General features: G+C 73.6%; 14 protein-coding genes. 7 read left to right on the top strand and 7 right to left on the bottom strand.

Annotation, left to right across the window (positions count from 1 at the left end; translation table 11 throughout):
- Positions 1 to 46: 46 nt before the first annotated feature.
- Both BT341_RS30765 and BT341_RS30760 read right to left on the bottom strand, forming a co-directional pair.
- Positions 47 to 1,324 carry an extracellular solute-binding protein gene (locus BT341_RS30765; protein WP_072479594.1) on the bottom strand — a complete coding sequence of 426 codons (1,278 nt, stop codon included), beginning with the start codon at positions 1,322 to 1,324 and terminating at the stop codon, positions 47 to 49.
- 113 nt (positions 1,325 to 1,437) lie between these two features.
- Positions 1,438 to 2,592: a carbohydrate-binding protein gene (locus BT341_RS30760; RefSeq protein WP_072479593.1), complete on the bottom strand. Its 1,155-nt coding sequence runs from the start codon at positions 2,590 to 2,592 to the stop codon at positions 1,438 to 1,440.
- A gap of 218 nt (positions 2,593 to 2,810) precedes the next feature.
- Between BT341_RS30760 and BT341_RS30755 the strand changes: the two genes are divergently transcribed.
- From BT341_RS30755 to BT341_RS47440, 5 genes are all read left to right on the top strand, one after another.
- Positions 2,811 to 3,173, top strand: coding sequence for a YciI family protein (locus BT341_RS30755; RefSeq protein WP_425426496.1), 363 nt, complete (start codon positions 2,811 to 2,813; stop codon positions 3,171 to 3,173).
- The gene (locus BT341_RS30750) at positions 3,166 to 4,398 is read left to right on the top strand and encodes an RNA polymerase sigma factor (protein ID WP_072479591.1); all 1,233 of its coding nucleotides are present in this window, start codon (positions 3,166 to 3,168) and stop codon (positions 4,396 to 4,398) included. Before BT341_RS30755 ends, BT341_RS30750 begins: the two co-directional genes overlap by 8 nt.
- The gene (locus BT341_RS30745; RefSeq protein ID WP_072479590.1) at positions 4,398 to 5,243 is read left to right on the top strand and encodes a carboxymuconolactone decarboxylase family protein; all 846 of its coding nucleotides are present in this window, start codon (positions 4,398 to 4,400) and stop codon (positions 5,241 to 5,243) included. Before BT341_RS30750 ends, BT341_RS30745 begins: the two co-directional genes overlap by 1 nt.
- 215 nt (positions 5,244 to 5,458) lie before the next feature.
- Entirely contained in the window at positions 5,459 to 6,661 is a 1,203-nt protein-coding gene (locus tag BT341_RS30740; protein WP_072479589.1) for a serine hydrolase domain-containing protein, read from the top strand.
- Between the two features lie 71 nt (positions 6,662 to 6,732).
- Positions 6,733 to 7,302, top strand: coding sequence for a hypothetical protein (locus tag BT341_RS47440; RefSeq protein ID WP_218177784.1), 570 nt, complete (start codon positions 6,733 to 6,735; stop codon positions 7,300 to 7,302).
- Here the strand turns inward: BT341_RS47440 and BT341_RS30730 are convergent.
- From BT341_RS30730 to BT341_RS30715, 4 genes are all read right to left on the bottom strand, one after another.
- A complete protein-coding gene (locus BT341_RS30730) occupies positions 7,260 to 7,448 on the bottom strand; it encodes a hypothetical protein (RefSeq protein WP_245805366.1) in 189 nt (62 codons plus the stop codon). The two genes, BT341_RS47440 and BT341_RS30730, sit on opposite strands and share 43 nt — an antisense overlap.
- A gap of 69 nt (positions 7,449 to 7,517) precedes the next feature.
- Positions 7,518 to 8,543, bottom strand: coding sequence for an MAB_1171c family putative transporter (locus BT341_RS30725; protein WP_072479587.1), 1,026 nt, complete (start codon positions 8,541 to 8,543; stop codon positions 7,518 to 7,520).
- 351 nt (positions 8,544 to 8,894) lie between these two features.
- Entirely contained in the window at positions 8,895 to 9,392 is a 498-nt protein-coding gene (locus BT341_RS30720) for a hypothetical protein (protein ID WP_072479586.1), read from the bottom strand.
- On the bottom strand, positions 9,389 to 9,820 hold the full coding sequence (locus BT341_RS30715) for a helix-turn-helix domain-containing protein (RefSeq protein ID WP_072479585.1): 432 nt from the start codon (positions 9,818 to 9,820) through the stop codon (positions 9,389 to 9,391). The genes BT341_RS30720 and BT341_RS30715 overlap by 4 nt, the downstream gene beginning before the upstream one ends.
- A gap of 611 nt (positions 9,821 to 10,431) precedes the next feature.
- Between BT341_RS30715 and BT341_RS30710 the strand changes: the two genes are divergently transcribed.
- Complete coding sequence (locus BT341_RS30710) at positions 10,432 to 11,286, top strand: carbohydrate-binding protein (RefSeq protein WP_072479584.1); 855 nt, start codon at positions 10,432 to 10,434, stop codon at positions 11,284 to 11,286.
- Positions 11,287 to 11,288: 2 nt separating this feature from the next.
- Here BT341_RS30710 and BT341_RS30705 read toward each other — a convergent pair whose 3' ends face one another.
- A complete protein-coding gene (locus BT341_RS30705) occupies positions 11,289 to 12,254 on the bottom strand; it encodes a LysR family transcriptional regulator (protein WP_072479583.1) in 966 nt (321 codons plus the stop codon).
- 111 nt (positions 12,255 to 12,365) lie between these two features.
- On the opposite strand from BT341_RS30705, the gene BT341_RS30700 reads away from it, so the two are divergent.
- Positions 12,366 to 12,935 carry a GNAT family N-acetyltransferase gene (locus BT341_RS30700; protein ID WP_072479582.1) on the top strand — a complete coding sequence of 190 codons (570 nt, stop codon included), beginning with the start codon at positions 12,366 to 12,368 and terminating at the stop codon, positions 12,933 to 12,935.
- Positions 12,936 to 12,939 lie beyond the last annotated feature (4 nt).

The following is a 12,939-nucleotide window of genomic DNA, read 5'->3' as shown; positions in this document are numbered from 1 at the left end:
GGGGTGGCCCGGTGGGGGACGGCGGTCGGCCGGGCCACCCCGCCGGTCAGCGGGCGTTGAGCGCCTGGGTGAGGTGGGCGTCGAAGTCCTCGGCGGCCTCGGCGATCGTCCGGCGTCCGGTGGCGATGTCGGCGAAGAAGGTGTTGATGGACTTGTCGCTCTCGATCGTCGCCCAGCCCGGGGTGGCCGGAGTCGCGACGCTGCTCTTGGCGGCGGTGGCGAAGGCGGCGTCGAGTGGCGGCAGGTTGGGGGTGACCTGGTCGATCAGCTCGGCCGAGATGGGGGTCCAGCCGTCGATGCCGACGATCGCGGCGCGCTGCACGGCCGGGTCGGCCGCCGCCTCGAGGTAGGCGAGCGCGAGGTCCTGGTGACGGCTTTTGGCCGCGATGGCCAGGTCCGAGCCGCCGAGGAAGACCGGTTGCGTCTTGCCGGGGGTGGCGCTGGGGAACGGGAAGGTGCCCAGGCGGTCCTTCAGCTCCGGCTTGTTCTTGACGACGGTGTTGACGCTCGTGTCGAGGATCGCGCTCGCGCCGCCGGCGGCGAAGACGGCCGCCTGGTCGGGGGCTTTCGTGTCGGCGTTGCGGGACGCGGGGGAGGAGTAGGTGTTCTGGAAGTCCTTCCACGCCTGAAGGCCTTTCTGCGCTTCGGGGCTTTCCAGCGCGCCGGTCCACTTGCCGTCCCGCTGGGTGGCGAGCTGCCCGCCGGCGTCCCAGACGAACTGCAGCGCGCCGAACCAGTAGCGGCCGGGGAAGTGGAAGGCGGAGTAGTCGGCGCCCGGGTGCTTCGCCTTGACCTTGCCGAGGTCCGCGGTCAGCTCGGCGAGTGACGCCGGCGGGGCGGTGATCCCGGCGTCGGCCCAGACCTGCTTGTCGTAGATGACGGCGCGGTTGCCGGCGAACAGCGGCGCGGCGTAGCTGCGACCGTTCACAGTGGCCGGTCCGGCGAGACCGGGCAGCCAGGTGTGGCCGGCGGTCAGCTCGGCCAGATGCGGGGTGAGGTCGGTGAGGGCTCCGTTGGCGGCGAAGAGCGGGACGTCGGTGTTGCCGATTTCGATGACGTCGGGCGTGGTGTCCTGGGCGAGCGCGGTGCTGATCTTCGTGTTGATGTTGTCCCATTCCTGGACCTGCACGGTGACTTTGGCGCCGGTGGCCTTCTCGAAAGCCGCGTTGACGGCCGCGGTGGCCTGGTCGCTGAGGTCGCCGTTCATGAGCCAGACGGTGAGCTGCCCGCCGCTCCGGGCGGCCGGGGCGGGGGAGTCGGTACCGCAGGCGGTGGCGGTCACGGCGGCGACGGCCAGCGCGGCGGCGAGAGCGGTTCTGCGCATGGGGGTTCCCGGGGGTGCGGTAGCGGAGGAGGGCTCGACTGTGCGCCGGTGCCAGTGGCCGTGAGTGAGAACACTGTTTCCCGCTCACGACCGGGCGGCGCGGGGGTCCGGGGTCAGCAGTGGCCCAGGTCGGCCCACTGGGCGGTGAGCCCGGGCTCGGAGCCCTGGGTCCACCAGTTCGCCTGCCAGAGGTGGGCGTTGTGCTGCACCCGCTGGCCGCCGAGGTAGACCGTGCCCCAGTCCCACTCCGGTGCCGTCGAGCAGCCGGCGGGCTGGGACGGCGTGGTCGGGGTGGCCGGGGTGGTCGTGGCCGGCGGCGGGCTGGCAGGCGTCGTGCACCCGGTGACCGTGTCCACATGGGACGTTCCCGCGCTCCGGTACTGCCCGGCCTTCGCCACCGCGTCGGCGGGCGAGACGACCTGGTCGCCCGCGTAGTACGTCCAGTCGACCTGCTCGGTGTACACGCTGGTGCCGCCGGTGTGCCCGGCCGTGTCGATGAACCACATGTTGTAGTTGATCGACATCGGCGTCCGCGGGTACACCGGGTCGCCCTGGGCGTCGGTGGTGTGGTCGGCGGTGAGCACGCCGTCGAGGTAGTACTTCACGTGCCCGCCCGACACCTGCGTGACGATGTCGTGCCAGCCGTCGAAGCTGCGGTTCTGCGCGGTGGACGTGCGCAGGCCGTCCCACGTCGGGTTGTTCCAGTACGTGTACCAGCTGGTCTGGTAGTCGGCCGTCGGCCCGCCCCAGCCGCCGTTGGGCAGGTATTCCGAGAAGTCCAGTTCGCTGTAGAGCGGGTCCCGGTCGTACCGCAGCGGCGAGATCGTGAAGTACGTTTCGTTGACGTGGTCGCCGTCGGAACCGCTGACCGGCGTGTCGGTGAAGCGGACGCGGCTGGCGTACGTGCCTTCGAGGAACCGCAGCTGGTTCTGGTACATCTCGGCGTGCGTGGTGCCGGCCGCGCTGCCGTCGGTGGACGCGGTGAGCTGGGCGACGCGTTCGCCGTCGACCGCCGGGAAGCTGATGTTGCTCGTCAGCCAGCGCGCGCCGGGCACGCCCGGGCTGCCGACGTCGTTGCGCGTGGTCCAGCCGGCGCTGCCGAACGCCGCGTCGGTGGGCGAGGCGTAGTGGAAGTCGTCGAACAGGACGCCGCAGCCGGCGGCGGCCGCCGGGCTGGCGTCGGCCCCGCCGGAGAGGACGAGGGCCGTCGCGGCGATGGTCGCGAGGCTCGTCAAGGCGGCTGTGGTGGTCCGGGTTCTGCGGGACATGGGTCTCCTCCTGGGGATGGCCGTCCGCCGGAGCTCTGATTGGTCTAGACGAATCAGTGGCGAGGACTCTCCTCCTGACCATTGGTAAAGTCAAGACGGCATCAGAACGTACCTTTGGTAATTTCGGTTGTCCGGTCCCGGCGGGCCTGTCGAGTTACCGTCTTCCCGTTCGTCCTCAGTTACGACCGACGCCGGACGAAGGAGCGCACGTGCTGTACATGCTGCTGATCTACAACTGCGAGCGGCCCGAGCCGGGTGACCCCGGCTTCGAGGAGGCGCTGGCCGCCGTCAACGCCTTCGCCGACGAATGCCGGCGGCGGGGCGTGTTCGTCTCCGGGCATCCGCTGCAGGGCGAGCACACCGCGACCACCGTGACCGTCCAGGAGGGCCGCACGCTGATCACCGACGGGCCTTTCACCGAGACCCACGAGCACCTCGGCGGGGTGTACGTGCTCGACTGCCCCGACCTCGACGAGGCCCTGGAGCTGGCGGCACTGTGCCCGATGGCGTCCCAGGGGTCCATCGAGGTCCGCCCGATCGCCGGGGTGCCCGGGCTGCGGCACCCGGCCGCCCGTGGGTGAGGCGGCGGCCGGCGTCGTCGAACGCGTCTACCGCGCCGACCGCGCCCGGCTGCTCGCCGCGCTCGTGCGGGTGCTCGGCGACTTCGAGCTGGCCGAGGACGCGCTGCAGGACGCCGTCGCGCGGGCCCTGCGGACGTGGGAGTCCGCCGTCCCGGACGACCCCGCGGCCTGGCTGCTGACCACGGCGCGCAACAGCGCGCTCGACCGGATCCGCCGCACCCGCGTCGGGCAGGCGAAGCTCGCCCGGCTGGCGGCCGGCGAAAGCGGGGTGAAGACGTTGAGCCTGCCCGACGACCGGCTCGCCGAGGTCGGCGACGACCGGCTGAGCCTGCTGTTCACCTGCTGCCACCCGGCGCTGGCCGAGGACGCGAGGGTGGCGCTGACGCTGCAGGCGGTGGCCGGGCTGACCGCGGCCCAGATCGCCCGGCTGTTCCTGGTCGCCGAGCCGGCGCTGGCGCAGCGGCTCGTGCGGGCGAAACGCAAGATCCGTGACGCGGGCATCGCGCTGAGCGTCCCGCCGGACCACCTGCTGCCCGACCGGCTCGCCGGCGTCCTCGCCGTCATCTACCTGGTCTTCACCCGCGGCTACGTCTCGCCGTCGGACCGGGACGAGCCGGCCGAGCTGCGGCGCGAGGCGATCCGGCTGGCGAAGCTGCTGGCCGCGCTGATGCCGGACGAGCCGGAGACACTCGGCCTGCTCGCGCTGCTCCTGCTGCAGGATTCGCGCTCGGCCGCGCGCTACACCGCCGGCGGCGACGTCGTCCTGCTCGAAGACCAGGACCGCACGCGCTGGGACCGGGCCGAGATCGCCGAAGCGCTCGGCGTGCTCGGGCGGGCCCTGCGTCGCGGGACGGTCGGGCAGTACCAGCTCCAGGCGGCGATCGCGGCGCAGCACGCCCAGGCGCGTTCGGCCGCGGACACCGACTGGGCGCGGATCGCCGCCCTCTACGCGCAGCTGCGGACGCTCGCGCCGTCGCCCGTGGTGGCGCTCAACCACGCCGTGGCCGTCGCGATGACCGACGGCCCGGAAACCGGCCTCGCCCTCGTCGAGGCGATCGACGGGCTCGGCACCTACCACCTCTGGCACGCCGCCCGCGCCGACCTGCTGCGCCGCCTGGGCCGCTCCGCCGACGCCGCCGCCGCGTACCGGCGGGCGCGCGAGCTGGCCCGCGCCCCGGCCGACCACCGCTTCCTCACCACCCGCCTGCGCGAACTGGAGTCCTGATGCGACTGTCCATCCTGGAACACGGCCACCGCCGCCGGGCCCGGCTGTTCCTGGCCGTCACCGGAAAGCTCTCCGGCGTGCCGAGCCCGGACATCGTCAAGTTCCTGCTCTACCGGCCCGGTTTCCTGACCCGGCCGCTGCTGGAGCTGACCGCGCCGGCGATGCGCGGCCCGTCGTACTGGACGGCCGGCGAGCGCGAATACCTGGCGATGAGCACCGCGCGGGTGCACGAGTGCCCGTTCTGCGTCGTCACGCACGCGGAGCTGACGCGGATCGCCGGCCACGGCGAGGTCGACCCGGACCGGCCCGCGGACGCGCGGCCGGAACTGCTGGCCGTGCAACGGTTCCTGGCGGACGTCTCGCGTGCCGCCGATCCGGATCCCGCGCCGGTCCGCGACCTGCCCGGGCAGGCCGTGGCGGAGGCGCTGAAGGTGAACCTGGTGTGGAACATCGTCAACCGCCTCGCCAACGCGTTCGGCTTCGAGCTGCTCGACGGGCAGCTGAAGACGGGCACCCGGGCGCTGCACCGCGCCGGCTACCGGTTCCCCGGCTTCCTCCTCGCCGCCGGCCCGGACGATCTCCGGGAGAGCGTCTTCGAGCAGCCCGCGCACACGAGTCCCGAGCTGCGGCGGGCCGCCGCCACCGGGGACGGGCTGGAGCCGCCGTGGCGGGACTACGCGGCTTCGGTCCGCGACGCTTCCCACCGCGTCACCGACGACGACGTCCGGCGGCTGGTCGCGGCGGGCCACACCGAGGACGAGATCTTCGAGGTCACGGTGGCCGCGGCGGTCGGCGCGGCCCTGCGCAGCTTCGACGCCGGCCGTGCCGCGCTGAAGCAGGACTGACCGGGCCCGTCTCCGAAGTCACCGAGCCGATCCTGCCGGGCCCACGCACGCGCCGGACGAGAGGCCCGAGGTGCCACCCGCCGCGGGGGAGTGGCCGGTCGAGGTGACTCCGACGCTGCTGTTCCGCTTCTCGGCCTTGGCCAGCAGCGGGTATTTCGCGGGCGTATCGAAATTCGGCTACGCCGCCGCAACGGTGTTGCCGGTTCAGTGGACGCATGGAGGAATCGGGAACAGCACACGGAATCGACCGGCGACGGCTGCTCGGGTGGGGCGGGCTGGCGGCCGCCGGCGTGGTGGCGGCCGGGGCGGCACCTGCCGGCGCCGCGCCCCACCCGCCCGGTGACGACCGGATTCCGCCGGACACGCTGCCCGGCGGGGCCTACGACCGGTATCTCGCGAACCTGGCCGCCGAGGGCGAGTTCTCCGGGGTGGTGCTGCTGTCGCACCGCGGCCGGACCGTGCTCTCGCGCAGCTACGGCATGGCGGACGAGGAGCGCGGGATCGCCAACCACGAAGGCACCGCGTTCAGCCTCAGCTCGGCGGGCAAGCCGTTCCGCGCGGTCGCCCTCCTGCAGCTGGCGCAGCGGGGGGAGCTGAGGCTGTCCGACCCGGTGGGCGCGTTCCTGACGGGCTTCCCGAAGGACATCGCCGAGCAGGTGACCGTGTACCACGTGCTCTCCGGCACTTCCGGGCTGAACGGCCCCGACGAGGACGTGCAGCGCGTCTTCACCAGCCGGGAGGAGGTGCTCGAGTACAACGAGCAGTGGGCCCGCCGGGCGAAGCTCGTGTCACCTCCCGGCACGCCCACCGACCACGCCGGCGCGGAGGTCGCCATCTCCGCGCAGATCGTGGCGGCGGTGGCCGGGACGACGTACTGGGACTACGTCGAGGAGCACATCTTCCGCCGCTGCGGCATGACCGGCACGGCGTTCTGCACCCGGCCCCAGTGGCTCACCGACGAGCACATCGCGCACCCGTACATGACAGCGGCCGGCGGCGGCCAGGTCGACGCGGTCCGCCACCTGGACCAGAGCAGCCCGCTGCCGTACGTCCTGGGCAAGAACCCCGGGCGCGCCTTCATCGACGCGCCGGGCGACGGCGGCTTCGCGACCGCGCCGGACCTCGTCCGGGTTCGCGAACGCGCTGCGCGACGGCACGGTGCTGGAGCGGCACTACGCCGAGTTGTTCACCGGACCCAAGATCCCGCACGGCGGTGCGCAGGATGGCCGTCCGGCACCCGCCACGCCGTCGTTCGGGGCCTACGACGTGCCGGTCCACCTCGTCGACGGCCAGTGGGTGATCAGCCGCGCCGGCGGCAACCCCGGCGTCGGCGCCGGCTGGACGATCTACCCGGACACCGGCTGGGTCGGCGTCATCCTCGGCAACCGCGACGGCCTGCCGCTGCAGGAAGTGGGTGAGCGGGAGGTGCAGGCCGTCACCGGGCGCCGCTGAACCAGGTTCCCGCACCAGGCGGATCGAAGGAGACGGGGTGCTGACAGGCTGGCACAGCTGGGTCGCGACGTTCACCGGCGTGGCGGCGGGCGCGGTGCTGCTGCTGCCGCTGTCGGCGCTGGTGACGTGGGCGCTGGCCCACCGCCGACAGGTCCGGGGCGTCCCGCCGGGACGGGCGTGGCGCCGGTCGCTGGCCGAAGTCGGCCTCGTCCACGGCACGCTGCCGGGGGTGTGGCTGACGCTGCTGCCGGGCAGCCGGGCCGGCGAAGTCCCCGGCCGCGTCAGCCTCGTCCCGCTGCGGGACCTGGCCACGATGCCGGTGGCCCAGATCGCGGGCAACCTGCTGATCTTCGCGGCACTGGGAGCGCTGGCCCCGCTGCGGTTCGCGGCGCTGGCGTCGGTGCCGCGGATCCTGGCGCTGCCGGCGGGCTGCTCGGCGCTGATCGGGGGCGAACGGGAACTCCGCCCGCGGGCCGAAGACGTGGCAGTGCGCGTCGACGGTGCCGGGTGGCAGCGCGAAGTCCGGTTGGGACGGCCGGGGGTGCCAGTCCAGCCACCCGGGCGTCACCGGCCCTGCCCTTCCAGGAGGGCGTCGAGCCGCGGGTAGACGGCGCGGGCATTGTGCTCCCGGATCGCGGCCCAGTCCTCTTCGGACAGTTTCGCGGCTTCGGCGTACCGGCGCGTGTCGTCGAAGTGGTGGCCGGTGCGCGGGTCGACGCTGCGGACGGCGCCGATCATCTCGGAGGCGAACAGGATGTTGCGCGCCGGGATGACGTCGAAGAGCAGGTCCGAGCCGGGCTGGCACCGTTTTCCCGCGCCCGGTCACGCCTTCGTGAGCTCGCGGTAGGCGTCGGCGACGCGGCAGAGGTACTCGGTGTCGCTGCCGATGTCGCGTCCACCGTGGACGGTCGGTGCGGGCGACGCGGGTGGACGCCCTTCCTCGCGGGCCCGCAAGGCGGCGGCGATCTCGGCGGCTTCCTGGCGCTCGGAGTCGGGGACCGTCCGCCGGTAGGGGCGGATGACGAGCAGGCCGTCCCGGATCTCGATGACGCGCCGGTAGAGCTGCAGCCGCGTCGGGAACACGGTGGCGCGTGGCGGTTCCAGGGCGATCCCGGGCTCGGCGCGGTAGAGGGCGAGCCAGAGCGGGCCCAGCCGCCGGTACTGCCGGTACCGGCGCAGCCACGCGGCGGCCGCGGGGACGCCGACGCCGACGAGCACGAGCAGGTGCGCGGTGGTCGGCAGCGCCTTGCTCAGCAGGAAACCCTTGCCGGCCGCGAAGGTGAAGGGCGCCCGCGCGGTGATGGCGACGACGGTCCGGCACACCATGTACCCGGCCGCGGCGACGACGCCGGCGACGACCAGCCCGAGGCCGGCGCGCAGGATCCGGTCCCGGGCCGTGCGCGCGTCGCGCAGGCACAGGTGCGCGATGACGGCGAGCCCGGGCAGCAGCGCCACGGCATAGGCGATGCAGTACTCCATGACGAAGGGCGACTGCGGCATCACGTCGGGCGCGGCGGCGAACAACACGGCCATCACGACACCGGCACCGAGAGCCCAGACGGTGTGCCGGCGCGCCCGCGCGGGCAGCGAGTGCAGCCGGAGGAGAACCTGAGCCCCGGCCCAGACGGCGACGACCATGGCGAGGTGGGCGAGGAGAAGTTCGACGTCGGGGGCACCGAGAGCGCGGCTGAGGGACCGGACGGCGGGAGTGAGAGCGGTCTGCGACACGGCGAGGCCGAGAACGCAGACCCGCACGAGCCGCCGGCCGGGCGCGGGGCTGGGGCGCAGCCAGAGCAGCAACGCCCACGCCAGGAGGGCCGGGCCGTAACGGCGGATCAGATCAGCCATGGGGGCCGCTCGCCTGGGCTTGGGTGTGGTTCGCTCGCGGGAAACGGTGGGTCGAGGTAGGTCGAGCGGGCTTGGCTTGCCTGCGGACCGCGACCGGAGGACTGGGTGATTGGTGGGGTGGCCGCCGGGCGGGGCCCGCGCGGGCATGACCGCGGCTTGCCCGCGCGGGCGGCCGGGGGAGTGGCGGTTGGCCGCGCGACGGCCGGGTGGGCGAGCGGCATGGCAGGCATCGCCGGGACCCGTCCGCCCGGACGGCGGCCAGGCGGCTGAGCGGTCGGCCGGGCGCCGGCCGGGTGGGATCGAGCCCGCGCAGGCACCGCCGAGGCGGTTGTGGCTCGCCGAACGACCCGCTCACCCATGGTCGCCACCATCGTCGAGCGCCGACCTCAGCCGGTCCGTCGCCGAATCGCCGCGAGGCGCCACCCCCGCCCGCTGGCCCAGCAGCGAAGCGAACAACTCCGCCTCCCGCTCCTCCTCACTCGAATACCCCGCGCGCCCCAGGACGCGGCTGATCATCGCCGGGTCCAGGTTGGGCAGCAACAGCCTCGCCTGCTCCGCCGGGGTCAACGACGCCGGGTAGTGGTCGCACAGCATGTGGCCGATCTCGTGCAGCACGATGTGGTCCTGGTGCGGTGCGCTGGTGTGCTGTTCGTAGCCGATCATGTCCGTCGTTTCCGTGGCTATCCACAGCCCGCACACCTCCGACAGGCCCGGCAGCGGCAGCAGCCGGATCGGGCGGCCGCGGCGGGCGGCCAGCTCCGCGCACAGCGTCGGGACGTCGAACGACCGCGGCAGGTGCAGCTCGCGCAGCACCGCCGCGAACCGGTGCCGCAGCCGCCGCGTCCTCATCGGTCCGCGTCGGTCGACGGCAGCCCCTCGAGCTCGCGGACCCGGTCGACCATCTCGCTGATCGCTTCGAGGCTCTTCGCCGACAACCCCCGCGCGCGGAGCGCGATCTGCCGGACCGGCGCGTCCCGCAACGCGCTCAGCAGCGTCAGCTCCGCGTCGATGCGCTCGGCCTCCGCGTCGTCGAAGAAGTACGCCGGGGGTACGCCGAAGAAGCCCGCGAGCGCCTCCAGGTGACGCTTCGTCGGGTTGTCGCGCAGGCCCTTGCGCAGCTGCCACAGGTACGTCGCGGAAATGGTCGGCCCGCCCTGGGCCCGGATCGCCTCGGCGACCTCGTCGAACGTGTACTCGTCACCGTCGGCCGGGCGCACGACGCCGAACAGGTGGTTCAGCTTCGCCGCCAGCGTTCCCGCGGCGATCTCCTCCGGCATGTCCGGAGTGTACCCGGCGCCAACTGCCGTGAGGCCGCTGCACGGCCGCCGCTTCACCTCAGTTGACCCGCGGGGTCACGCCAGTTTACGATCGCCAGCGAGTTCACCAACTGATGTGAATGGACGAGGGGGCGGTTCACATTCCGAGGAAGCCGACGTCGATTCCGGTGCGCGTGGCCGTGGTAGCGGCGACCGGACTGCTCTACGCCTACTGCATCGGAGGCGCCGGCTGCCCTACGGGGCAGTGCAGGTGAACTGACCGAGTCACCCCCGCGGCAGTGTCGGCCGACTGCACGACGACACCCCTCATCCACCCCATGCGTATAACGGTCTATACGACCGTGCTGAGCGGCTCGGGTCCTCCGGTGCCGGTCGCCCTCACGCGCATCGTCCCGGTCAAACGGCTCGGACCGGCCCACGCCGGTTGCGCCGGAGCCGACCGCTGACCGGAACGGCGGCATAACACCTCCCGGCGGCGGATCGGCTACCCGCGGCCACCTGCCGCGATCGGCCCGGCCCGCCGAAAGTCGGTGTCCCGCAAGGAAAACCGCGACCTAGCATCCGGGTCCCGCGGGCGGTCACCCGTCCGCCAAGGACGAGGAGATGCGCCGATGCGGAAACTGCTTGCCGTCCTCTGTTGCGCGTTCACCGCCACCGTCTCGGTCACGGCCGTCGCCGGACCGGCGTCCGCGGCGGGGACCGTCCCCGGCCTGACCGGCGCCGCCGCGAAGGCGGCCGCCGGCCCCATGGCCGACCGCTTCCGCCTGCTGCGCCAGGCCCAAGCCGCGCAGCGCCACACTTTCTGGGGCCCGGTACCGCAGCTCGCCACCAGCGCGGACGGGCTGATGGTCACCCAGAGCGTCACGCCGTCCCTGCGGCTGTCCAACCCGGACGACGTCGTCTACGCCCCGACGACGAAGCCCACCGGCCACTCCTGCATCGAGGTCGTCACCGCCTACGGGCTCGGCGAAGCCGCCCAGGTCTGGGCGTGGGACTGGTGCCGCTCGGTGTCGCCGGCCAAGGTCGTGCCGATCGACAGCGCCTTCCTCGCCACCTACACCAGCACCGTGGACGGGCACCCCGCCTACACCGTGCAGGAGGTCCGGACCAGGGCGACCGGCAACAGCTGGACGGCCTCGCTGTACAACGTGAAGACCGGCGCGTGGGACACGTTGTTCGCCCAGAGCGGCAGCGACCAGAGCTCTCTCGACGAAGGCTGGGACATCTTCGAGCTCTACTCCACGCGCGATCCCGCCACGGGCAACGCGTACTACTGCTCGGACGCGCGCGGCGCGGTCTTCGAGTCCAGCTCGCTGCAGCTGCGGATCGCCGGGCACTGGGTGAACGCGTCGCCGGCGAACTCGCCGCTGCGGCCCACCGCGAACCCGCGGCCGTCCGACTACGACTGCCCGACGCTGCGGTTCGAGGTCCCGGCGCCGAACAGCGCCTGGCGGGTGACGGTCTGAGCTCAGCCGGCCGGCAGCAGCTCGCGGCCGCCTTCGCGCCACCAGGCGTCGAACGCGGCGCTGCAGCCCTGCCGGCCGGCGTAGCTCGCGACGACGGCGGCGTGGATCTCCTCGGCGTGCGCCGCCACCGGCGTGCCCGGCCGGTAGCAGAGCCGCAGCTCCTGCCACAGCGGCGCGCCTTCGATCGCGCGGACGGCGATGCTCGACGGCCGGTCCTCGCGCGTCGCCAGTGCCGGCGCCACCGCCATGCCCGCGCGGACGAGGTCCAGCAGTGTCGCCAGGCACTGCGGCCGGTGCGGCTGGTCGAGCGCGACGCCGTGGCGGCGGCACACGCGCTGCAGGTACGCCGACCAGCGGGTGGTGCCGGGCGGGTCGTCGGCCCACGGGTGCTCGGCGAGGCCGGCGAACGGGACCGCGCGGGCCGCGGCCAGCGGGTGATCGGGCGCCAGGACCACGAACACCGGTTCGCGCGGGTGCACCACGAGCGAGGCGACGCCGTCCGGCACCACGGGATCCGGCAACGGCGGCAGGTACACCAGCGCCAGATCGAGCGCGCCGGCGGCGAGCCGGGCGAGGGTGGCGGTCTCGTCCTGGTCTTCGTGCACGCTCACGCCGTGGCTCCACGGCCGGTCCCGCAGCCAGCGCGACACCGCCAGGTGCAGGAAGCCGCAGTACCCGCCGACGCGCAGCGGGCCGCCGGGCGCACGCCGTTCGCCGAGCCGCTCGGTCAGCGCGGACAGGCCGGCCAGCACCGTCCGCGCGTCGGCGACGACGTCCGCGCCGAGGCGGGTGGGCACGCACCCGGCGGGGGAGCGGACGAACAGCGGGCCGCCCACCGAGCGTTCGACCCGCCGCAGCAGCCCCGACAACGCCGGTTGCGAGACGTGCAGCACGCGGGCCGCGCGGGTGAGGCTGCGCGTGTCCGCGACGGTGACGAGCACGCGCAAGTGGCGCAGTTCCAGCTCCACGGCCCCTCCGCCGGTCCGGGTCTCGCTCGGCCCGTTCCACTGTAGGCCGGGTGATCACCGGGGACATCCGACCTGAGTCGGGCGATGCCGCCGGACGGCTAGGGTGAGGCCATGGTCTCGGTGCGTCCCGCCACCCGCTTCGAGGACGTCGCCGCGATCCTCAACCCGACCGGCAACGAGCGCGCCTGCTGGTGCCTCGCGTACCGGATCACCTCGGCCGAGTACAGCGCTCTGCGGGGTGCGCAGCGGGCCGCGCGGGTGCGGGAGCTGTGCGCCGGGCAGCCCGCGCCCGGCGTGCTGGCCTATGACGGCGACACGCCGGTCGGCTGGTGCGGTGTCTCGCCGCGGTCGCGGATGGAACGGCTCAAGCGGTCGCGGACCATGCCGCCGCTGGACGATCTGCCGGTGTGGAGCGTGATCTGTTTCGTGGTGCGGGCTCCGTACCGGCGGCGCGGGGTGTCGGCGGCGCTGCTGGACGGCGCGGTCGAGTACGCGCGGTCGTGCGGCGCCCCGGCGGTGGAGGGCTTCCCCGTCGACACCGAAGGGGCGCGCATCAGCTCGAGCGCCGCCCACGTCGGCACGGCGACCTTGTTCGCGGCCGCGGGATTCCAGCGGATCCGGCCGACCGCGGCGCGCGCCGACCGCCGGGTCCGCTGGCTCATGCGCCTCGACCTTCCCTGAGGCC

Source organism: Amycolatopsis australiensis, assembly GCF_900119165.1.
In the GTDB taxonomy this organism is placed as follows: domain Bacteria; phylum Actinomycetota; class Actinomycetes; order Mycobacteriales; family Pseudonocardiaceae; genus Amycolatopsis; species Amycolatopsis australiensis.
The sequence above is the reverse complement of the archived record's forward strand: the minus strand, read 5'-3'. Positions and strand labels throughout refer to the sequence as shown.

Coding starts and splice junctions, on each gene's coding strand:
- BT341_RS30765 (WP_072479594.1), bottom strand. CDS start 1,324: ATGCGCAGAACCGCTCTCGCCGCCGCGCTGGCCGTCGCCGCCGTGACC.
- BT341_RS30760 (WP_072479593.1), bottom strand. CDS start 2,592: ATGTCCCGCAGAACCCGGACCACCACAGCCGCCTTGACGAGCCTCGCG.
- BT341_RS30755 (WP_425426496.1), top strand. CDS start 2,811: ATGCTGCTGATCTACAACTGCGAGCGGCCCGAGCCGGGTGACCCCGGC.
- BT341_RS30745 (WP_072479590.1), top strand. CDS start 4,398: ATGCGACTGTCCATCCTGGAACACGGCCACCGCCGCCGGGCCCGGCTG.
- BT341_RS30740 (WP_072479589.1), top strand. CDS start 5,459: ATGGAGGAATCGGGAACAGCACACGGAATCGACCGGCGACGGCTGCTC.
- BT341_RS30725 (WP_072479587.1), bottom strand. CDS start 8,543: ATGGCTGATCTGATCCGCCGTTACGGCCCGGCCCTCCTGGCGTGGGCG.
- BT341_RS30720 (WP_072479586.1), bottom strand. CDS start 9,392: ATGAGGACGCGGCGGCTGCGGCACCGGTTCGCGGCGGTGCTGCGCGAG.
- BT341_RS30715 (WP_072479585.1), bottom strand. CDS start 9,820: ATGCCGGAGGAGATCGCCGCGGGAACGCTGGCGGCGAAGCTGAACCAC.
- BT341_RS30710 (WP_072479584.1), top strand. CDS start 10,432: ATGCGGAAACTGCTTGCCGTCCTCTGTTGCGCGTTCACCGCCACCGTC.
- BT341_RS30700 (WP_072479582.1), top strand. CDS start 12,366: ATGGTCTCGGTGCGTCCCGCCACCCGCTTCGAGGACGTCGCCGCGATC.